Source organism: Thiocystis violacea (assembly GCF_016583565.1).
Classification (GTDB): domain Bacteria; phylum Pseudomonadota; class Gammaproteobacteria; order Chromatiales; family Chromatiaceae; genus Thiorhodococcus; species Thiorhodococcus violaceus_A.
On the sequence record NZ_NRRF01000013.1, the window covers coordinates 25,250 to 43,954 of the forward strand.

Consider the following 18,705-nt stretch of genomic DNA (forward strand, 5'->3'; position numbering starts at 1 on the left):
AGTCGGGCCGACGCGTCGGTCGCGGAGCGTATCGGTTTGGAGGGTGGCGCATCCAGGCGCCGGCGTCGTTGGCCATGGTGGCTTGGCTTGATGATTGTCGGAGTCGTCGTGGCGGGTTTCGTGCTCATCGAACCGTCGCGGGAGGACGGGCTCGCCTTCAAGACGGCGGAGGTCAGCCGCGGTGATCTTGCCGTGAAGGTGACCGCCACCGGCAAGCTCCAGCCGGTCACCCAGGTCGACGTGGGCACCGAGGTATCCGGCACCATCCAGAGCGTCGGGGTCGATTTCAACGACAGGGTCAAGCGCGGGCAGGTCATGGCCAAGCTGGACCCGGAGCAGTCGCAAGCGAAGGAGCGGCAGTCCGCCGCCGCGCTGACGCTCGCCAAGGCCGGGGTCGACGAGGCCCAGGCGACGGCCAGCGAGACCGCCAGCAAGCTGCGGCGCACACGCGACCTGATCGCCAAGCGGTTGGCCTCCCCGGAGGAGCTGGACACGGCCGAGGCGGCGGCCGAACGGGCGGTCGCCGCGCTGGCGGTTGCACGGGCCAAGGTCGATCAGGCCCAGGCCCAGCTGGACGCGGACCGCCGTACCCTGGAGAAGACGCTGATTCGCTCGCCGATCGACGGCATCGTGCTCAACCGGATCGTCGAGCCGGGCCAGACCGTCGCGGCCTCGCTGCAAACGCCGGTGCTCTTCACCCTGGCCGAGAACCTCACGCAAATGGAACTCAAGGTCGACGTCGACGAAGCGGACGTCGGCCAGGTGCGGGAGGGCCAGGAGGCCGACTTCACCGTGGATGCCTATCCCAGCCGGACCTTTCCCGCGATCATCACCCAGGTGCGCTTCGCGCCGGAGACCATCAACGGCGTCGTGACCTTCGGCGCCCTGCTGGCGGTCGACAACGGTGATCTCTCGCTGCGTCCGGGCATGACGGCGACCGCGGACATCCTGGTGCGGGAAGAGCGCGGCGTCCTGCTCGTCCCCAACGCGGCGCTGAGATTCACGCCGCCGCGCCAGGAGGTGAAGACCAGCGGCCCGAACCTCCTCAGCATGCTCTTGCCGCGGCGCCCGCGCGGCGCGAAGCGCGAGCCCGAGGTGGCGGAGAAGAAGACGACCGGCGCGACCCTCTGGGTCTTGCGCGCGGGCGAGCCGGCGCCCGTCGAGGTGCAGACCGGTTTCACCGACGGTGCCATGACGCAGGTGTCGGGCGGCGATCTCCAGGCCGGTGCGCGGGTCCTGATCGGCATGGATCGGGGCGAAGGTCGGTCATGAGCGCGGTCGAAGGCGCGCTCACGGCCGTCGATACCGCTCCGCTGATCGAGCTGCGCCAGGTCAGCAGGATCTACGGGGCCGGTCTGACCGAGGTGCGCGCCCTGGACGGCGTGGACCTGCGCATCCGCGAGGGCGAATTCGTCGCCGTCATGGGGCCGAGCGGATCCGGCAAGTCCACCGCCATGAACATTCTCGGCTGTCTGGACACCCCGACCCTCGGCAGCTACCGCTTCCTCGGGGTCGCGGTCGAGACGCTGGACCGCAATCAACGCGCGCTGCTGCGTCGGCACTACCTCGGCTTCGTCTTTCAGGGCTTCAATCTGCTCAATCGCACCTCCGCCCTGGAGAACGTGGAGTTGCCGCTCATCTATCGGCGCAGCCCGCGCGCCGAGCGGCACGCGCTCGCGCGCGAGGCGCTGGCGATGGTCGGGCTCGCGGGCTGGGAGCATCACACCCCTGGCGAGCTGTCCGGCGGCCAGCAGCAGCGCGTCGCCATCGCGCGCGCCCTGGTGACCGCGCCCAGTCTGCTGCTGGCGGACGAGCCGACTGGCAACCTGGATACCGCGCGCAGCCACGAGATCATGGATCTCCTCACCGGGCTCAACCGCGAGCGCGGCATCACCGTCCTCATGGTCACGCATGAGGCGGACATGGCCGCCTACGCCCACCGGGTCATCCACTTCCTGGATGGCCGTGTCGCCGACGCCGCCCCGTCTGGAGCCTCCGCCTGATGCTCTGGAACACCCTCCTTCTGGCGTTGCGCGAGATCCGCCGCAACATGCTCCGCTCGGTGCTCACCATCCTGGGCATCGTCATCGGCGTCGCCGCGGTCATCGTCATGGTGACGCTCGGCGATGGCGCGACCCGTCAGGTCACTCAGCAGATCGAGAGCCTGGGCACCAACCTGCTGATGATTCGCGTGGGTCAGCGCATGGGGCCGGGGCAGCAGTCCAACGCGCCGTCGTTCGGCGTTGACGATGCCGTTGCCATCCGGCGGGACGTCTCGGCCGCTCGGGCCGTCGCGCCGTCCGCCAGCACCTCGCTCACCGCGATCGCGGGCAACCGCAGCTGGTCGACGACGGTGACGGGCACGGACAACGCCTACTTCGACGTGCGCAACTGGGAGCTGGAGTCTGGGCGCTTCTTCTCGACCGGCGATCTCCACGGCGGGCGAGCGGTGTGTGTGATCGGCGCGACCACCAGACGCGAGCTATTCGGCGCCATGGACCCCATCGACCAGAAGATCCGCTTGAAGTCGATGGCCTGTCAGGTCGTCGGACTGCTGCGCGCCAAGGGGCAGAGCACCATGGGCATGGATCAGGACGACCTGGCCCTGATACCGCTGCGGACCTTCCAGCGCCGGATCGCCGGCAATCAGGACGTCACTCTCATCCAGGTCTCCGTGCGCGACGGCGAGTCGACCGAGGAGGCGACCAAGGAGCTGGAGCGCCTGATGCGCGAGCGGCGCAACATCCTGCCCTCCGAGGAAGACGATTTCAGCGTGCGCGACATGAAGGAGATCACCAACATGCTGACCGGCACCACGCGCGTCCTTACCGCCCTGCTCACGGCGGTGGCGGCGGTGAGCCTGCTGGTCGGCGGGATCGGCATCATGAACATCATGCTGGTGTCGGTCACCGAGCGGACGCGCGAGATCGGCATCCGGCTCGCCATCGGCGCCCTGGAGCGCGAGGTGCTGCTGCAGTTCCTGGTCGAGGCCGTGGTGCTGTCGTCCCTGGGCGGTATTTTGGGGATCCTGCTCGCGCTCGGCGCCTCGGTCGGATTGACCAGGCTCTTGAACGTGCCCTTCGTCTTCAACGGCGGCATCGTCCTCATCGCCTTCTTCTTCTCCGCGGCCGTCGGCGTCATCTTCGGCTACTTCCCGGCCCGCCGCGCCGCGCGGCTCGATCCCATCGAGGCCTTGCGGCGCGAGTAGCGCCGCCGCATGACAGATGTCCGTCATCGTGCCAGGCGCGAGGCGCCACGCCGGCTGTCGGCGCTCGGCCGACAGCCTGAGATGAGCTCGGGTTAGCGGGTGTGGCTGGGCGGTGAGCCGCGGTCCGCCCTGGCATGGGAATCCGGGTGCGGCTGCGGTCGATGCTCGGCGTTGCGAGGACGGCGGACCTCGTCGTTGGACGCCAGGCTGCGGATGTGCCGTTCCGAGCGGTCGAGCTTCCGATCCAGGCGCCGATACGTCTCTCGCGACCAGTCACGGCGCAGGCTGCGTGCCAGATCGCGGATCTCGCGATGCTCCTGGCGCAGGATGCCGGCCTCCCGCTTGGTCAATTCGCCCGAGTTGATGCCGCGGTCGATCGTGGTCTGCTGTCGGTCGAGTCGCGCGTCGATGTCATGACCCTTTGGCGCGGCTTGCGCCGGCAGGGCCATCATCAGGGCAATGGTCGAGGCCAAGAGTGCTGTGGTTGAAGCTTTCATAGGACGTTCTCCAGTTCGTCTTGTAGGTGCGAGGATGAAGATACGCCCGCAAGGCTGAATGCTGTCTGAACGCTCGCGAGACGGCCTGTCATGGCACCGCGGCGCGGTGCCATCCGCTCGCCCGAGGGCCGCACGCTTGGAACGCGAAGGGCGGAATCAGGCCGGGTCCTCGGGCGAGGATGCGGGCCGCTCTGTCGTGTGTCGCACCAGCACGGGCGGCGGCTGCGGCATCCACCAGGCGGCGAGCAGGATGAGCACGAGGCCCGCGATGGAGACCCAGTACCAGCCGGTCATCTGGGTTGGGCTGAGCTGGTAGACGGCCCCGGCGCTCAGCATGAGGTGGTCGTCATGCGAGAGGATCCAGCTGATCCCGACCGGCGGCTGATACTCGGGACTGTCGGCCGCTGTCGGTTGATCCAAGGCGGTCAGGTCGCCCGATTGCTCCGAGAGATCGAGCCAGGACAGGCCCTGATCGCCGCCCATCCAGAGACGCTCGCTCCCGCCGCTGCCATCCCTGGGTGCCAGGTGGAGCGCCAGAATTCGCGTGTCGGCGAGCGCCGGGTGCAGCAGCCGCCAGGTCTCGCCGGGCCGAGCTTGCCAATAGAGGCCCTGATTGGTGCCTGCGAGCAGGCGCCCGCCCGGCGTCGCGGCGAAGCTGAAGACGTTGGAACCCTCCGGCAGACCCAGGCTGTTCGGCCGCCAAGGTGTGGCGGGATCGCCCGCCGGGGCCGAGAGCACGCCATCGCCGACCGTCGCGGCATGGAGCCATGCGCTGCCGTCGCCCTCTTGCTTGAACAGGGTGTAGACGTTCGCCTTGGGACCCGGCGTTTGCCAGCGCCCGCCGGTGAGCAGGCGCACGCCCTCTGGCGTGCCGGCGATCAAGCCCTGATTGGTTTGGAGCAGGCTGCCGACGCGCCCTTCGAGCGCGGCCGCCCCGACGGGACCGTTGTAGAGACCGGCGGCCGTTCCGACGGGTGCGCGGCCGGGCTCGCCGAGGATCGCCATGACGGGGTTGCCGCCGAGGTAGATGCGTTCTTGGGTCCAGATCCCGCCGTGCAGGCGCCAGATCTCACCGGTCTGGGTGCCCGCCAGCACATCGCCGGCGGCCGTGGTGGTCAGCACCGTGACGTGTCCGGAGCGTGGCGGATCATTCGGCATCAAATGAATGCCCCCCGGCAGAAAAGGGCCGGCGATGGCGAGGATGATGCCGATGGCGGTCATGCTGAGCGCGAGTGTCTTGCTTTTCTTCATAGTGTCCCTGTCGGTTGCGGTGTGAGACGCTGGTTTCGGCCAGCCGCCGTGCGGCCATGATCTCAGAGATCGTGCCGAAGCACTCGCCCTGGTCACCTGGTCATCTGGTCGCGGTGGCAAGAGGCGCCCGCGGTGGGCCGGGATCCGGCCAGTGATGCCGTTGGTTTTCCGTCGGACGACTCAGTGGCGAGACGCTAGCGAGCGCGCGTGGCGCCGCGGAGCGGGTAGCACGAGAGGGTCTTGGTCATCAGTTGGACCGGTAGGGTGGACGAGCGAGCGCGAAGTCCACCGAATCCCGCGCCGTTGTTGGTGGACTGCGCTGCGCTTGTCCACCCTCCCGAAGACGATTGGTCCGAAGGATGATCGACGCCCACGAGAGGTTTGCTGTTTCACGGTAAGGATCCCAAGCGCTTGAGCAGGAACAGGCGAGACGAGAACCCTGATGTGCTCGCCAGGCTTAGGGTCGGTGATTCGCCGTGATGCTGGGATCTTTCAGGCGCGGAACCCTCGTGTCCAACCCCGGATAGTATCCCGATACGGCGCGCGGATGAGATGTCCGTTTGTCATCGGCATCTTCGATCGTTCCGATAGAAATTCTAGATTGGCCGCAAGACCTCCTGTTCCCTAGGGTTTGTCTGCCGCGCATCGCTTATTTCGCAAGTGCTTATGCAGGACGACGCGCGGTGTGCGAATCACCACTCGAACAAGGAGAATTTTCGATGAGAGCATCCGCCCTTGCACTGGCGACCACGGCCCTCTTTGCGGTTTCGGTTTCGGCATCCGATCAGACGCTGCGCGACAAGGCCACCAACGCCGGGCTCAAGGCCCTGCCCGCCGACATGCAGCAGCCAGCCAATAATCCCATCACCCCGGACAAGATCGCGCTGGGCAAGATGCTGTTCTTCGATCCGCGTCTCTCCGCCAGCGGTCTGATCAGTTGCAACACCTGCCACAATCTGGGTATGGGCGGTGACGACAATCTTCCCACCTCGGTGGGTCATGGCTGGCAGAAGGGGCCACGCAATGCGCCGACGGTCTTCAACGCCGTCTTCAACACCGCGCAGTTCTGGGATGGGCGTGCCGAGGACCTCAAGGCCCAGGCCAAGGGGCCGGTCCAGGCCGGCGTGGAGATGGCCAATAAGCCCGAGCAGGTGGAGGTGACGCTGAAGAGCATGCCCGAATATGTCGAGCGTTTCGGCACGGCCTTTCCGGGCGAGGCCGATCCCGTGAACTTCGATAACATGGCCAAGGCGATCGAGGCGTTCGAGGTCACCCTGGTCACGCCCGATGCGCCCTTCGATCACTTTATGGCAGGCGACGACGCAGCCCTAACCCTGGAGCAGAAAGAGGGGCTGTCACTCTTCATCGACCGCGGCTGTGCCTCCTGCCACAGCGGTGTCAACATCGGCGGTCAGAGCTACTTCCCCTTCGGCCTGATCAAGCGGCCGGGTGCCGACATCCTTCCTCCGGAAGACAAGGGGCGTTTCCAGGTGACCCATTCGGCGTCCGATGAGTATGTCTTCCGCGCCGCGCCGCTGCGCAATGTCGCCGTGACGGCACCTTACTTCCACTCCGGTCAGGTGTGGGATCTCACCCAAGCCGTCGCCGTCATGGGCACCGCCCAGCTCGGCACCGAGATCAACGGAGAAGAGGCCACCAAGATCGCCGCCTTCCTCCAGTCGTTGACTGGCAAGGTTCCGGCGGTCGAATACCCCTTGCTCCCGCCCGAGACCAAGACGACCCCGCGTCCGCATCTCTGAGCGGCTCCTCGCGTGACACCGCTAGACGGTGTCACGCCTCGACTTCGCTGAGTAGGCGTTAGGCATAGGCCGGCGCAAAGGCCTTCTCGGGCTCCTCCACGGGGCCGTTTTCACCCCAGTAAGGCGATAGCTTGCGCAATTGAGCGACGATCGGCGGAACGGCGGCGATCACCCGCTCAACCTCTTCCAGGGTGTTGTACCTGGAGAGCGAAAACCGCGTGGTACCGTGGGCGGCGGTGTAGGGGATGCCCATGGCGCGCATGACGTGGGAGGGCTCGAGCGAGCCCGAGGTACAGGCCGAGCCGCTGGAGGCGGCGATGCCGAGCTTGTTGAGCAGCAGCAGGATGGCCTCGCCCTCGATGTATTCGAAGGCGATGTTGGCGGTGTTGGGCAGACGGTTGGACGGGTCGCCGGTGACGAAGCTGTAGGGTACCGTCGCGATGATGGCCTGCTCCAGCCGATCGCGCAGGGCGCGGACGCTCGTTTGCTCCTGCGCCATGTGCTCCATGGCCATCTCGCAGGCCTTGCCGAGCGCGACGATCGCGGCACTGTTCTCGGTCCCGGCGCGTCGGCCGCGCTCCTGGTGGCCACCGCGCAGCAGTGGACGGAAGCGGGTGTTGCGGCGCAGGTAGAGGACGCCGATGCCCTTGGGCGCGTGCAGTTTGTGGCCGGAGAGCGAGAGCATGTCGATCGATGAAGTCTTGAGATCGATCGCCACCTTGCCGACGGCCTGCACCGCATCGGTGTGGAAGAGGACGCCCGCCGCCTTGGCCATTTCGGCCATTTCCAGGACCGGGAAGAGGGTGCCGGTCTCGTTGTTCGCCCACATCACGGAGACGATGGCGACCCGATCCGACAGCACCTTGCGATACGCGTCCAGATCCAGCCGACCCTTTCCGTCAACCTCCAGGTAGTGGACCTTGTAGCCCTCTTTCGCCAGGTGCTCGCAGAGCGCCAACACCGCGGGGTGTTCGACCACCGTAGTGATGATCTCCTTGCGCTCAGGCTGGGCCTTGAGCGCGGAGAGGATGGCGGTGGAGTCGGACTCGGTCCCGCAGGAGGTGAAGACGATCTCGGAGTCGTGCTCGGCGCCGAGCAGTGTCTGGACCTGTTGGCGGGCCTGCTTGATGGCGAATCCGACCTTGTTGCCGAACAGGTGCATGGAGGAGGGGTTGCCGAACTGCTCGCTGAAGAAGGGCAGCATGGCCTCGACGACTTCCGGCGCCACCATGGTGGTGGCGTTGTTGTCGAAATAGATGCCTTGGATTCCGCTATCGGTGGTCACGTCTCTGGCCCCGCTGGAGTGTTCGTGAAGGGAATGGCTCGGTGTCGAGTCCGGCGCGCCGCTGGCGGCGCGACACCGCTCGGCGCTGCCGTGAGACGGCTCGATCAGCCGTAGGCGCGTTCGCTCTTGGGCATCAGCTCGGCGGGCACCACCCGCACGAACTCACCCAACTCATCGATGATGCGCTCTTGGATGCCTTCCAGCGTGACCGCCGCCATTTGGCAGCCGGCGCAGGCGCCGGTCATCTTCACGTAGACCGTCTTGCCGTCGACGTCGATCAGCTCGACATCGCCGTGGTCGCGCTGCAGGTTGGGGCGGATCGCCTCCAGGGCGGCCTCGATCTTGCGGATGCGCTGGACGCCGGTCATCTTGGTCGGCGGCGTCGGCATGGCGACCGCGACGGGTGCCGGAGCGGCGGGCGCGAAGGTCTGACCGGACTCGGCCATGACGCGCGTCAGGATCTCCTCGACACCTTCATGGCAGGCCGAGCAGCCACCGCCGGCCTTGGTGAAGTTGACGACATCCTCGACCGTGGTCAGCTTGTTGTTGCGGATGGTCTCCTCAATGAGCACGGAGTCGACCGCGAAGCACTTGCAGATGAGCGCGCCTTCCTCGTGATCGTCCTTCCACTCCTCGCCGCGATAGTTGGCGACGGCGGCCTGCAGCGCCTCGCGCCCCATGACGGAGCAGTGCATCTTCTCGGGTGGCAGACCGTCCAGATAGTCGGCGATGTCCTGATTGGTGACCTTGAGGGCCTCGTCCAGGGTCTTGCCTTTGATGATCTCGGTCAGGGCGGAGCTGGAGGCGATGGCGGAGCCGCAGCCGAAGGTCTGGAAGCCGGCGTCCAGGATCACCTCGGTCTCGGGGTCGACCTTGAGGCTCAGACGCAGCGCGTCACCGCAGGCCAGCGAGCCGACGTCGCCCAGGGCATTGGCATCTTGCACGGCCCCAGCGTTGCGGGGGGTGAAGAAGTGTTCCTGGACCTTTTCCGAGTACTCCCACATGGCATGTCTCCAGCTAGGTTGGCGGGTGCGCACGCCGGCGGTGCGGCGCATGGCTTAAGTCTTGCGTTGACTCGATGGCGATGAGTCAGCAAAGGCTGTGCCAGAGAGCTAGGCCGAGCAATGACGCGGATTCATTGACAATCTTCAACGTGCGACCGCGTCCTTTGTCGTCTCTTGAACAGGCAAAGGTGGTCGTCTGGTGATAAACCCGACAACAGGAGTCCGCGAATGGACCTGATCCAGCTCAGCCCCGGCGACATGGTGTTCGCCGCGAAGGACATCTTCAACGACGGCGGCATCCCGGATATTGCGCAGGACGCCCTCATCGCCAAGGCGGGCACGCGTGGCGTCATCGTCAACATTGGTCACTTGGAAGAGAACCCTGACAAGGAGCTCTATCTGGTGCGCTTCGAGGGAGCGGACCTGGTCCTTGGTCCGCCGACCGGGTGCTGGGAGGATGAGTTGAAGGCGGCCGAGAGCTGATCGGCTTGGGCCGGGGCGGTTTCCGGCATGCGCGTGCCCGTCTGGGCATCGGTGCTCCAGGGAGGATTGGCGCCTGGATCGGCTCGATCTAGGGCCGGAAGCCGCCGACGTCGTGAAGCAGAGCTTCATCGCCGAGGTCACGAAGCAGGAGCTTCGTGACCAGAAAGGCGGGAAGCAATTGATGCGCAGATCCTGAGACGCTCTCGCTCGGCGGGAGCGGCGCCCCGCCGCGACCGGGCGCCTGCCGCGCCGAGGGCGACGCTCCCCCGTCGGCGTGCCGGCTCACTCGTCGGAGACGGACACATCCTTGCCCTGGCTTGTCAGCTTGGCCGTCTTGGCGTTGATGTAGTCGAAGGGGGCGTTGGGATAGGTTTCGTACTGCCGCTGGCCGACGTATTCCAGCAGTCCGAGGAAGTGATAGCGATAGAGCATGCTCTCGATCCGCAGGATCTCCTTGCCCTTGTCGTAGAGCACCAGTGTCGGACGGTAGGTGATGCCGAGCCTGTCCGCGAGCTGCTTGGCTGTGGTCTTGGTGCCATCCGGCGCGGTGATGGGCGTGTCGGACTGGTCATCGAGGCGCACGAAGACGAAGTCCTTGAGTGCCTTGTTGACCTCGGGGTCGCCGAGGTTGCCGTCGTGCAGGGCGTCACAGGCGATACAGGCGCTGTCCTCGAAGAGGAGGGCGAGCGGCTTGTCGGTGACGCTACTGAGGTCGTCGATCGCCTGCAGCTGCGGGTGCGGCCGAAAGTCATAGCTGCGCTGGGTCTTGTGGGACGCCTGGAACTGGGCGAGTGTCTGGGTCTCATAGGCCTTGGCCGCGACATAGTCCAGGACGTCCTTGAAGTCATCCGGGTTGCGGTAGCCATTGATCCGGGCGACGGGATCCTTGTTCTGGTTCAGAAAGATGACGGTCGGGGTGTAGCTGACGCCGAGCTGCTTGGCGAGGGCCTTTTCGGTGAGCGAGGTCTCGGCGTCCAGCGCGACCTCGCGGTCACCCTGCACGTTGAGGGCGATGACGTCGAAGTTGTTCTGGATGAACTCTTTGTAAGGCGACCCTTTGAAATTCTCCTCGATCATCTTGTAGCAATAGGGACAGCCGTTCATCTCCAGGACGAGGATGACATGCTTGTCCGCCGCCGCCGCTTCGTCGACATCCTCGGCAATGTCCAGAAAGCTCTCCTTGAACCAGTCGGGATGGGTCGATTGTTTGGCGCCGGTGACTTTGCCCTGAGCGCTGGCGTCGGGCTGGCTTGATGCGGTCGTCTGCGCCTGCGCGAGCAAGGTGAGCGACAGCAGGGTCGCGGTCAGCGGGACGGCGATCCAAGAGGGTGTGCGATGCATGGTGCGGATCCTCTTTCCTGTGGGCGTCGTTGTCAGTGGTTGTCGATTCAGGCTACGGAGGCGGCGGCGCAAGCGCCTCGGCTCCCCACGGGGGTGTGGTGTCTGGCGCTCAATCCATCAAGGCGACGGCCTTGACCTGGGCATAGATCTGGCGGCCGGCGCTGAGGTTGAGGCGGTCGCGCGAGTGGCGGGTGATGCGCGCGAGCAGGGGGGTTTGCTCGCCGCTGCCGGTGCAGAGCTTCAGCAGGACCTGGGCGTTTTCGATCTCGCGCATCTCCAGGATGCGCGCGGGCAGGATGTTGAGGATGCTCGAGGTGCCGGGCTCGTCGAGCGCAACGCTGACGTCGCGGGCGTGGATACGCACGCGCGCCAGGTCGCCGACGGCGCGCTCGAGGCGGGCGACCGTGAGTCTGCCGCCGGGGATTTCGAGTCGCGTCAGGCGGTAGTCGTCGTCATGGCTCAGCACCGTCCCGTCGATGATGGAGCTGGCCTCCGCATCCTGGGCCAGCGGCAGGTCGAGGCGGGAGAGCATCTCGGTCGCCGAGCCGCTGGCCTGGATGTGCCCGTCGCGCAGCAGGATGATGTGGTCGGCCAGCCGGGCGACCTCGTCCGGCGAGTGGCTGACATAGAGCACCGGGATCTGCAGGTTGTCGTGCAGGCGCTCCAGGTAGGGGAGGATGTCCTGCTTGCTGGTGTGGTCCAGGGCCGAGAGGGGCTCGTCCATCAGCAGCAGGCTGGGGCTGGTCAGCAGCGCACGGGCGATGGAGACGCGCTGGCGCTCGCCGCCGGAGAGGCCGGCCGGGTCGCGGTCGAGGTGGTGGCGGATGCCGAGCAGGTCGACGACCTCGTCGAATCCGACCTGGCGCTGTTCGGCTGGGATGCGCTTGAGTCCATATTCCAGGTTGCGCCGCACGGAGAGGTGGGCGAAGAGGCTGGCCTCCTGGAAGACATAGCCGATGGGGCGGCGGTGCGTCTTGAGGAAGTGCCCGCGACTGTCGTCCTGCCAGCTCTCCCCATTGAGCCGGCAGTGGCCGGCGGCGCGCTCCAGCCCGGCGACGCAGCGCAGCACCGTGGTCTTGCCGCAGCCGGAGCGGCCGAAGAGCGCGGTGACGCCGACGCCGGGCGCCTTGAAGGCGACATCCAGCGTGAAGCCGCCGCGATCGAGTCGGAAGGCGATGTCGAGGTCGTTCATGCTAGTTCGTCAACCTGCTGCTTTGACATTGACGTTCTGGGTTCGCGCTCTGAGATTCGCACTGAGGAGGCGCGAAGGCCTGGATCCGCGACGGGCACAGGCCCAGCGGAGGCTGGCGGTACCCGGCCATCAGGAGCGGCGGTGGCGAAAGGTCCAGGGGGTCTGATGCTCACCGCGCTGCCGCCAGATGCCGCGCTTGGCCTTGCGGGCTTCACGCTCGGCGCGGAAGTAGCCCGGATCCTCGCAGTAGCGGTCGTAAACCGCGGCCTGGCCGCTCCGAACCTGCTCCAGGTTGAGCGAGAGGCGATCCGGTCCGGTGGTGAACACCTCTCCGACCGTCCGGCCGAAGCGGTCGCGCTCCATCGCCACCAGCTCCACCTCCCGTGGCGCGATCTCCCGCAGGTGTGCCCGTGAGCGGTCGCCCCAAGGCCGCTGGCCCTTCTCCGGGGCGTCGATGCAATGGAGTCTGACCTCCACGGGTCCGTTCGGGCAGGTCAGCCGCATCGAATCACCATCCAGCACCTTGTCCAGACGGCAGCTGTCCGCGGCTGGCCGGATCCGCCAGTCGGCCGGCACCAGACCCGGACCCCAGCGCTCCATCGCCCAAGCCCCGGAGATGAGCAGGGCGATGACGAGGGAACCCGCGCGCGAGCCGAGACGCCGGTTGCGCCTCAGCATCGGTCGGCTTCCGCTGGCACTGCCGACGGTCGCGTCAGCCGTTGAGCCACATGTGCACCGCGATGCTCGACAGATAGCCCAGCGCGATCGCCGGTGTCCATTCCAGATGGGCGAAGAAGGTGTAGACACCGCGCGCCTGCCCCATGAGCGCGACGCCCGCCGCCGAGCCGATCGACAGCAGGGAACCGCCGACGCCAGCGGTCAGGGTGACGAGCAGCCACTGCGTCTCGTTCATATCCGGGTTCATGGTCAGGACGGCGAACATGACCGGGATGTTGTCGACGATGGCCGAGAGCACGCCGATCGAGACGTTGGCGAGGGTCGGCCCCCACTGGGTGTAGATGACCTCGGAGGTCATCGCGAGATAGCCGATCTGACCAAGGCCGCCCACGCACATGACGACGCCGTAGAAGAACAGCAGGGTGTCCCATTCCGCGCGGGCGACCTTGTTGAAGACATCGAAGGGGGCCATGTCGGCCACGAAGCTCGAACGGTCCTCGTTGCGTTTGTACCAGCTCTCATGGCTCATCCGCAGGAAGAAACCGAAGAACTGCAGATAGCCTAGGCCGGTGAGCATGCCGATGACCGGCGGGAGGTGCAGGAAGTTGTGGAAGCTCACCGCCGTGATGATGGTGAGCAGGAAGAGCAGCATGATGCGCTTGGCGCCGCGGCGCATCGGGACGTCTTCCACCGCCGCATCGGGCTTGAGGTTGGGCACGGCGAGGAACATGAGCAGCGCCGGCACCAGGAAGTTGACGATCGCGGGGATCAACAGCTTGAAAAAGCCGAAGAAGCCGATGATCCCCTTCTGCCAGACCATGAGCGTGGTGATGTCGCCGAAGGGGCTGAAGGCGCCGCCCGCATTGGCCGCGACGACAATGTTGATGCAGGCGAGGGTGACGAAGCGGGTGTTGTCGCCGCCCACCGCCATGACGACCGCGCACATGAGCAGTGCGGTGGTCAAGTTGTCCGCGATCGGCGAGATGAGGAAGGCGAGGATGCCGGTCATCCAGAACAGGGTGCGGAAGCCGAAGCCCTTGCGGATCAGCCAGGCGCGCAGGGCGTCGAAGACCTGACGCTCCTGCAGGGCGTTGATGTAGGTCATGGCCACCAGCAGGAAGAGCATCAGCTCCGCATATTCGAGCAAGTTGTGCCGGACGGCCTCTTCGGCGACGTGCGGCAGTCCCTGCTGGGTATAGGCCCAGGCGATGATGCCCCAGATGAGGCCGGCGGCGATGATGACCGGCTTGGATTTGCGCAGGTGCAGGAACTCTTCCGCCATCACCAAGGCATAGGCCAGGCCGAAGATGATGAGCGCGGCATAACCGATGGGGTGCGTCGTCAGGTCGATGGCCTGACCCGATTCCGACGCCATGGCGGCCAATGGGGTAAAGAAGGCGAGAACGCCCAGGAGGAGCGAGCGGGCAGAAAGCATGGTCGTGCCTCTTCTTTGGTAAGCGGCTGAAAACACTTTGGGTGAATAAGCAGCCGAGCACCATACCCGTTGAGGGCAGAGGCGCCAAGTCGCATGGGCGCGAAATCGCGGACGGCTCCGGCGTCCGCGGCCGAGGTTCATGGGTTTATCCCTGTCGCGCCAGCCACTTGATTGGCGCTCTGGCGCTATCAATGCTCTCTATTGTGAAGGTGCTCGACCCGACCGGGCGGTGTCTCTCCGTCAGGCTCGACCTTCAAATGCCGCCCCTGGAGGCCGATCGGCGTTATCCTGCGCCCCCTGGTCGTGATGATCTGGAGCTCTCATGAAGAAGCGTCTGGCTGTGCTTGTGCTGGCACTGCTCACCATCCTTGGATACCTGCTCTACCGCAATCAAACGCCCGAAGGGGCAACGAGCGGGGGATTGGTCCTCTATGGCAACGTCGATGTGCGTCTGATCAATCTCGCGTTCGAAGTCAGCGGGCGCGTCGCCAGCATGGAGGTCGCGGAGGGGGCGTACGTCGAGACCGGTGAGACGCTGGCGCGCTTGGATGTCCGCCGCCTGACCTTGGCGCGGGATGTGGCCGAGGCTCAGGTCGAGGCGCAGCGCTCCGAGCTGGACAAGCTGGTCGCCGGCGCCAGAATCGAGGAGATCCAGAAGCTCAAGGCCGATCTGGAGGCCGCGCGTACCGAAGCCGCGAACGCCAGAGGTCACGCCAAGCGGTCCAAGGAGCTGGTGGGGCGCAAGCTGACCTCGCTCCAGGACTACGACGACGCCCGGAGCCAGGCAGAGGCGGCCGAGGCGCGCGCGGGGGCCTCACAGGCGGCGCTGGATCTCGCGTTGGCGGGCACCCGTCCCGAAGACCTCGCGGCGGCCAAGGCCCAGCTCGCCGCCCTGGAGGCGGATCTGCGCTCGGCGCAGGTCAATCTGGACGATGGGGTGCTGCGCGCCCCGGCCGAGGGCGTCGTGCAGAACCGCATTCTGGAGCCCGGAGACATGGCCTCGCCCGAGCGTCCGGCCTTCACCCTGGCGCTGACCGAGCCGCTCTGGGCGCGCGTCTACCTCGCCGAGTCGGACCTCGGGCGGGTCCGGCAGGGTCAGCTCGCGCGCGTGCTGAGCGACAGCTTTCCCGGTCAGGTCTATCCGGGCTGGATCGGCTACATCGCGCCCAGCGCCGAGTTCACCCCCAAGACGGTCCAGACGACCGAGCTGCGCGCGGACCTCGTCTACCAGGCGCGCGTCTTCGTCTGCAATCCGCGCGGCGAGCTGCGACAGGGGATGCCCGTGACGGTGGAGATCGACCTCGATGCCGAGCCGCTCGGTCAACCCGGCTGCCAGGCGTCCGCTCAAGCGGCCCCGTCGGCCCTGGGCTCGGAGGCGCGCGCCGGCTCTCCAGGACGTCTGGATCGATAGGCGGAAGGTCGGGCGTTGCCGGGCCACCTGGCCAGCCGAGCGGCTGTTTCTCGCCGACCGCCCGACCCAGCCCTCCCACTGAGATGACCCTGAGCGAGCCGATTGCCTTCGTCGCCATCGCCTGGCTGCTCGATGCAGTCTTCGGCGACCCCGTCTATCGCCTCCATCCGATTCGGATCTTGGGCGCCTGGAGTCTTCTCTGCGAGCGTCGCCTGTTCGCCCTGGGCTGGAATGGCCGTCTCGGCGGTGTCCTGCACTGGTCGCTGGTGGTGGGCGGCGCCCTTGGCGCCTGGTACGTCGTCCGTCTCGGCCTCGCGTGGCTCGATCCCTGGCTGGCGGTGGCCTGGGATCTGTTTCTGGCCTACAGCCTGCTGTCGATGCGTGATTTGCTGGCGCACGGCCAGCGGGTGCTGGACGCCCTGGACGATCTGCCGAACGCGCGCCGGCAGGTCGCCATGCTGGTGGCTCGGGATACCGATCGCCTGGGGGGCGACGGGGTCGTGCGCGCGGCCATCGAGAGCCTGTCGGAGAATCTGACCGACGCCGTGCTGACGCCGCTCTGGGCGCTCTGCCTCTTCGGCCTGCCGGGGCTCATCATCGTCAAGGCGATCTCCAACCTGGACTCCATGGTCGGCTACAAGGACGAACGCTATGGCCGATTCGGCTGGGCCGCGGCGCGCTCGGATGACCTCATCCACTGGATTCCCGCGAGGCTATCCGTCCCCTTGATTGCATTGGCCGCCGCCGTGCTGCGTCTGCATCCGGTCCTGGCCGTGCGCGCGGCCCTGCGCTACCACGCCATGCTGCCGAGTCCCAACTCCGGCTGGAGCGAAGCCGCCTGCGCTGGCGCGCTGCGGGTGCGGCTGATCGGCCCCATTCGCTGCCGAGGTGCCTTGGTGACCGAGCGCTATATGGGCGACCCGGACTGGCCGGCCAATCTGGACGCCGGGCATCTGAGGCGTGCCCTGCTGTTGATGCAGGTGTCTGGCCTGCTTGCGCTTGGCTTCGGGCTCCTGCTGACAGTGGCGCCGTTGCTGCTCCACTGGGTGTAAGGGCGGCGAGACCCTGGCGTTTCCAACAGTACCTCGTCACGCATTCCCGAGAGTCGTCCATCGAATCCCCCGCCGTTCTTCCCTTTGCGCCACCGGTTGAGTGGCGGTGGACAGGTCTGGACTGAGGCTTCCTGCCAAAATGGGACCGCTGTGCACTGCGCTCGATCCTGATGAGCGACGAACCCCAGGTCGGCGGCTCGCACCATCGGCCGGTGATGGCCGTCACAGAACGCACAAGAAGTCCTATATATATTAGAATATAATGATATACTAAATATCAACTACCCATCTCAATCGGAGACTCTCATGGGCGCACTTGGAATCATCGCTGCACTGGCCGTGCTGCTTGGCGGAACGCAGTCTGCTGTCACCGCCTCGCACGAGACGCAGCGCACCGCGTCATCGACCCCAACCTCGACGTCGCAGCCGATTCATCCTACGTCGGACAGGCTCCCGGGGAAGGCCGCGGAGCTGCTCCACGCGCATGACTGATCGGCGGCATGTCGCCAAGTGTGAATCGTCTTCCAGTTTTCTTCTTGCATGAGGAGCAATCTAGTTGAGCCGCGACCAGGCTTGCCAGGGTACGTCGGATCAGGACCCAAGGCTCGATCGTGACCCGTCATGGAACACGAGTTGTCAATCAATTCAGGCACCACTTCTGCCGACTCGAACGTGGAAGCTGTGCGCTCGGTCAGGAGACATCGCTATGTTATTCGACGCATTAACCATCCTTGGGATCTTCTCCACCCTGCTGTGTGGGGCATTCCTCGTCACGCTCGTGAAACGCAATGCGCGCGATTGAGGTTCCCTTGGGCTTTCGTCTTCCAAGGAATTTTCGTCGTCCACGGTACTGCTTTCCTGCCACCTGGTCTGCCTTCTGCCGCGCCTCAGGACAAGAGTCAGCGGCTTACCAGGTGTGATTGCCTCGAAATGAATGGGGCCATGCGACAGCTATAGCCACCCGGTCTGATATCCATACATGCCCCTTCGGTCGACCCCTGGAAACACTGGTAGAATCAAGGGGCCAGTACGAGTATCACGCAGAATGGCTATAGGCTAGCTGACTGCAGTTCACGTGGAAGAGACGCTGAATCGGTGCGGTGCGCCGACGTCTCTGAGCCGATCGCGGGCTCTGAGAATGCCCCGCGCAACAACGTGAACGGCCACACCGCCCGCGATCGCGTCTCAGCGTGAGACGATCGTACGTCCGAGATCCTTGCGAGATTGATCGCCAATGTGGACGGCACGCTCGGCGCGTCCGCAGTGGGACTCGATGTGAAGCTGGTAGGTCCCCGGCGTGTCGTCGCACAGACAGAAGATCCCTCCACCCCGCTGTTGCCCTCGAATCTCTTACCAACGCAGTAGATCTCCGGCGTCCACCGCGACCGGTCTTATCGGTCGGGCTCGGCTGCGGACAGATCGAAACGCACCTTGTCGTAGATGTCGCTCAGCGCAAGCGTGCAGTCGACCGCATCGAGGGGAACGGACGCGTTCGGGTCTGTGTGTGCTTCGAGGAGCCAGCGTCCGTCCGGTTGGCGGGTGAAGACATCGACTGAGAAGCGGTCTTGGGCGATGAGCACGTATTGCGCGAGTTCCGGGAGGCCGCGATAGACCGCGAACTTGCCACCGCGGTCGTATCCCTCGGTCGAGGGTGATAGGACTTCGATCAGCAGGGTTGCATTGGTGAGCACGTCCTTGCGGTTGTCGTGGAAACGCGGCTCGCCGCACAGGACGAGCACGTCGGGATAGGTGCAAGCGTCCGCGGCATCGATGCGGAGGCGCATGTCATTGACGAGGACGGTGCAGGGACGGGACTCGAGTTTGTTGCCGAGATGTCTCGCCAGGTTCGCCGTGATGAGATTGTGGTTGAAAGAGGCGCCGGTCATGGCGAAGACCTGACCATCGACGTACTCATGCTTCTCGTCCACGCACTCGCGCTCTGCGGCGAGATAGTCTTCGAAGCTGTAATCGGGCTTGGGCTGCGTGGACATGGGCTTCTCCTGAACCGATTTCGCAAGTATAGGCGCAGCCGAGCTTCGTGCTGGCTGTCAGCGTTGGCGTGAAACAGCAAAACTCTCGTGGCATCCGCTCCGCGGTGCCACGCGCGC

Annotated in this window: 16 protein-coding genes; 7 read left to right on the forward strand and 9 right to left on the reverse strand. The window is 65.8% G+C overall.

The window, feature by feature from the left end:
* Positions 1–90: 90 nt before the first annotated feature.
* The 3 genes from CKO23_RS07785 to CKO23_RS07795 are packed head-to-tail and all read left to right on the forward strand — an operon-like array spanning position 91 to position 3,208.
* Positions 91–1,272, forward strand: coding sequence for an efflux RND transporter periplasmic adaptor subunit (locus tag CKO23_RS07785; protein ID WP_242482291.1), 1,182 nt, complete (start codon positions 91–93; stop codon positions 1,270–1,272).
* On the forward strand, positions 1,269–2,003 hold the full coding sequence (locus tag CKO23_RS07790; protein WP_200329754.1) for an ABC transporter ATP-binding protein: 735 nt from the start codon (positions 1,269–1,271) through the stop codon (positions 2,001–2,003). The genes CKO23_RS07785 and CKO23_RS07790 overlap by 4 nt, the downstream gene beginning before the upstream one ends.
* Positions 2,003–3,208 carry an ABC transporter permease gene (locus tag CKO23_RS07795; protein WP_200329756.1) on the forward strand — a complete coding sequence of 402 codons (1,206 nt, stop codon included), beginning with the start codon at positions 2,003–2,005 and terminating at the stop codon, positions 3,206–3,208. The genes CKO23_RS07790 and CKO23_RS07795 overlap by 1 nt, the downstream gene beginning before the upstream one ends.
* Before the next feature lie 92 nt (positions 3,209–3,300).
* Here the strand turns inward: CKO23_RS07795 and CKO23_RS07800 are convergent, their stop codons facing one another.
* Positions 3,301–3,705 (reverse strand): hypothetical protein, encoded by a 405-nt coding sequence (locus CKO23_RS07800; protein WP_200329758.1) that lies wholly within the window; start codon positions 3,703–3,705, stop codon positions 3,301–3,303.
* Between the two features lie 156 nt (positions 3,706–3,861).
* Positions 3,862–4,956: an ABC transporter substrate-binding protein gene (locus CKO23_RS07805; protein ID WP_200329761.1), complete on the reverse strand. Its 1,095-nt coding sequence runs from the start codon at positions 4,954–4,956 to the stop codon at positions 3,862–3,864.
* A 719-nt stretch (positions 4,957–5,675) separates the two neighbouring features.
* Between CKO23_RS07805 and CKO23_RS07810 the strand changes: the two genes are divergently transcribed.
* Positions 5,676–6,716: a cytochrome-c peroxidase gene (locus CKO23_RS07810; protein ID WP_200329763.1), complete on the forward strand. Its 1,041-nt coding sequence runs from the start codon at positions 5,676–5,678 to the stop codon at positions 6,714–6,716.
* A gap of 58 nt (positions 6,717–6,774) precedes the next feature.
* Here the strand turns inward: CKO23_RS07810 and nifS are convergent, their stop codons facing one another.
* A complete protein-coding gene (gene nifS, locus CKO23_RS07815; RefSeq protein ID WP_200329765.1) occupies positions 6,775–8,001 on the reverse strand; it encodes a cysteine desulfurase NifS in 1,227 nt (408 codons plus the stop codon).
* Positions 8,002–8,105: 104 nt separating this feature from the next.
* The gene (gene nifU / locus CKO23_RS07820) at positions 8,106–9,005 is read right to left on the reverse strand and encodes a Fe-S cluster assembly protein NifU (RefSeq protein ID WP_200329767.1); all 900 of its coding nucleotides are present in this window, start codon (positions 9,003–9,005) and stop codon (positions 8,106–8,108) included.
* A gap of 228 nt (positions 9,006–9,233) precedes the next feature.
* On the opposite strand from nifU, the gene CKO23_RS07825 reads away from it, so the two are divergent.
* The gene (locus tag CKO23_RS07825; protein WP_200329769.1) at positions 9,234–9,488 is read left to right on the forward strand and encodes a nitrogen fixation protein NifZ; all 255 of its coding nucleotides are present in this window, start codon (positions 9,234–9,236) and stop codon (positions 9,486–9,488) included.
* 282 nt (positions 9,489–9,770) lie between these two features.
* On the opposite strand, the gene CKO23_RS07830 is transcribed toward CKO23_RS07825, so the two are convergent.
* The 4 genes from CKO23_RS07830 to nhaD form a co-directional block, all read right to left on the reverse strand.
* Complete coding sequence (locus CKO23_RS07830; protein ID WP_200329771.1) at positions 9,771–10,829, reverse strand: thioredoxin family protein; 1,059 nt, start codon at positions 10,827–10,829, stop codon at positions 9,771–9,773.
* A 109-nt stretch (positions 10,830–10,938) separates the two neighbouring features.
* Positions 10,939–12,021, reverse strand: coding sequence for a molybdenum ABC transporter ATP-binding protein (modC, locus tag CKO23_RS07835; protein WP_200329773.1), 1,083 nt, complete (start codon positions 12,019–12,021; stop codon positions 10,939–10,941).
* Positions 12,022–12,150: 129 nt separating this feature from the next.
* Positions 12,151–12,699: a thermonuclease family protein gene (locus CKO23_RS07840; protein ID WP_200329775.1), complete on the reverse strand. Its 549-nt coding sequence runs from the start codon at positions 12,697–12,699 to the stop codon at positions 12,151–12,153.
* A 34-nt stretch (positions 12,700–12,733) separates the two neighbouring features.
* Positions 12,734–14,134, reverse strand: coding sequence for a sodium:proton antiporter NhaD (nhaD, locus tag CKO23_RS07845; protein WP_200329777.1), 1,401 nt, complete (start codon positions 14,132–14,134; stop codon positions 12,734–12,736).
* Positions 14,135–14,456: 322 nt separating this feature from the next.
* Here nhaD and CKO23_RS07850 point away from each other — a divergent pair, with 322 nt between their 5' ends.
* On the forward strand, positions 14,457–15,545 hold the full coding sequence (locus CKO23_RS07850) for an efflux RND transporter periplasmic adaptor subunit (RefSeq protein ID WP_200329779.1): 1,089 nt from the start codon (positions 14,457–14,459) through the stop codon (positions 15,543–15,545).
* Positions 15,546–15,628: 83 nt separating this feature from the next.
* Positions 15,629–16,597 (forward strand): adenosylcobinamide-phosphate synthase CbiB, encoded by a 969-nt coding sequence (cbiB, locus tag CKO23_RS07855; protein WP_200329781.1) that lies wholly within the window; start codon positions 15,629–15,631, stop codon positions 16,595–16,597.
* A 1,391-nt stretch (positions 16,598–17,988) separates the two neighbouring features.
* On the opposite strand, the gene CKO23_RS07860 is transcribed toward cbiB, so the two are convergent.
* Complete coding sequence (locus CKO23_RS07860) at positions 17,989–18,588, reverse strand: Uma2 family endonuclease (protein ID WP_200329783.1); 600 nt, start codon at positions 18,586–18,588, stop codon at positions 17,989–17,991.
* Positions 18,589–18,705 lie beyond the last annotated feature (117 nt).

Bases quoted from the DNA above. Each gene is read 5' to 3' on its own strand.
- CKO23_RS07785 (WP_242482291.1), top strand. From the start codon at position 91: ATGATTGTCGGAGTCGTCGTGGCGGGTTTCGTGCTCATCGAACCGTCG.
- CKO23_RS07790 (WP_200329754.1), top strand. From the start codon at position 1,269: ATGAGCGCGGTCGAAGGCGCGCTCACGGCCGTCGATACCGCTCCGCTG.
- CKO23_RS07795 (WP_200329756.1), top strand. From the start codon at position 2,003: ATGCTCTGGAACACCCTCCTTCTGGCGTTGCGCGAGATCCGCCGCAAC.
- CKO23_RS07800 (WP_200329758.1), bottom strand. From the start codon at position 3,705: ATGAAAGCTTCAACCACAGCACTCTTGGCCTCGACCATTGCCCTGATG.
- CKO23_RS07805 (WP_200329761.1), bottom strand. From the start codon at position 4,956: ATGAAGAAAAGCAAGACACTCGCGCTCAGCATGACCGCCATCGGCATC.
- CKO23_RS07810 (WP_200329763.1), top strand. From the start codon at position 5,676: ATGAGAGCATCCGCCCTTGCACTGGCGACCACGGCCCTCTTTGCGGTT.
- nifU (WP_200329767.1), bottom strand. From the start codon at position 9,005: ATGTGGGAGTACTCGGAAAAGGTCCAGGAACACTTCTTCACCCCCCGC.
- CKO23_RS07825 (WP_200329769.1), top strand. From the start codon at position 9,234: ATGGACCTGATCCAGCTCAGCCCCGGCGACATGGTGTTCGCCGCGAAG.
- CKO23_RS07830 (WP_200329771.1), bottom strand. From the start codon at position 10,829: ATGCATCGCACACCCTCTTGGATCGCCGTCCCGCTGACCGCGACCCTG.
- modC (WP_200329773.1), bottom strand. From the start codon at position 12,021: ATGAACGACCTCGACATCGCCTTCCGACTCGATCGCGGCGGCTTCACG.
- CKO23_RS07840 (WP_200329775.1), bottom strand. From the start codon at position 12,699: ATGCTGAGGCGCAACCGGCGTCTCGGCTCGCGCGCGGGTTCCCTCGTC.
- nhaD (WP_200329777.1), bottom strand. From the start codon at position 14,134: ATGCTTTCTGCCCGCTCGCTCCTCCTGGGCGTTCTCGCCTTCTTTACC.
- CKO23_RS07850 (WP_200329779.1), top strand. From the start codon at position 14,457: ATGAAGAAGCGTCTGGCTGTGCTTGTGCTGGCACTGCTCACCATCCTT.
- cbiB (WP_200329781.1), top strand. From the start codon at position 15,629: ATGACCCTGAGCGAGCCGATTGCCTTCGTCGCCATCGCCTGGCTGCTC.
- CKO23_RS07860 (WP_200329783.1), bottom strand. From the start codon at position 18,588: ATGTCCACGCAGCCCAAGCCCGATTACAGCTTCGAAGACTATCTCGCC.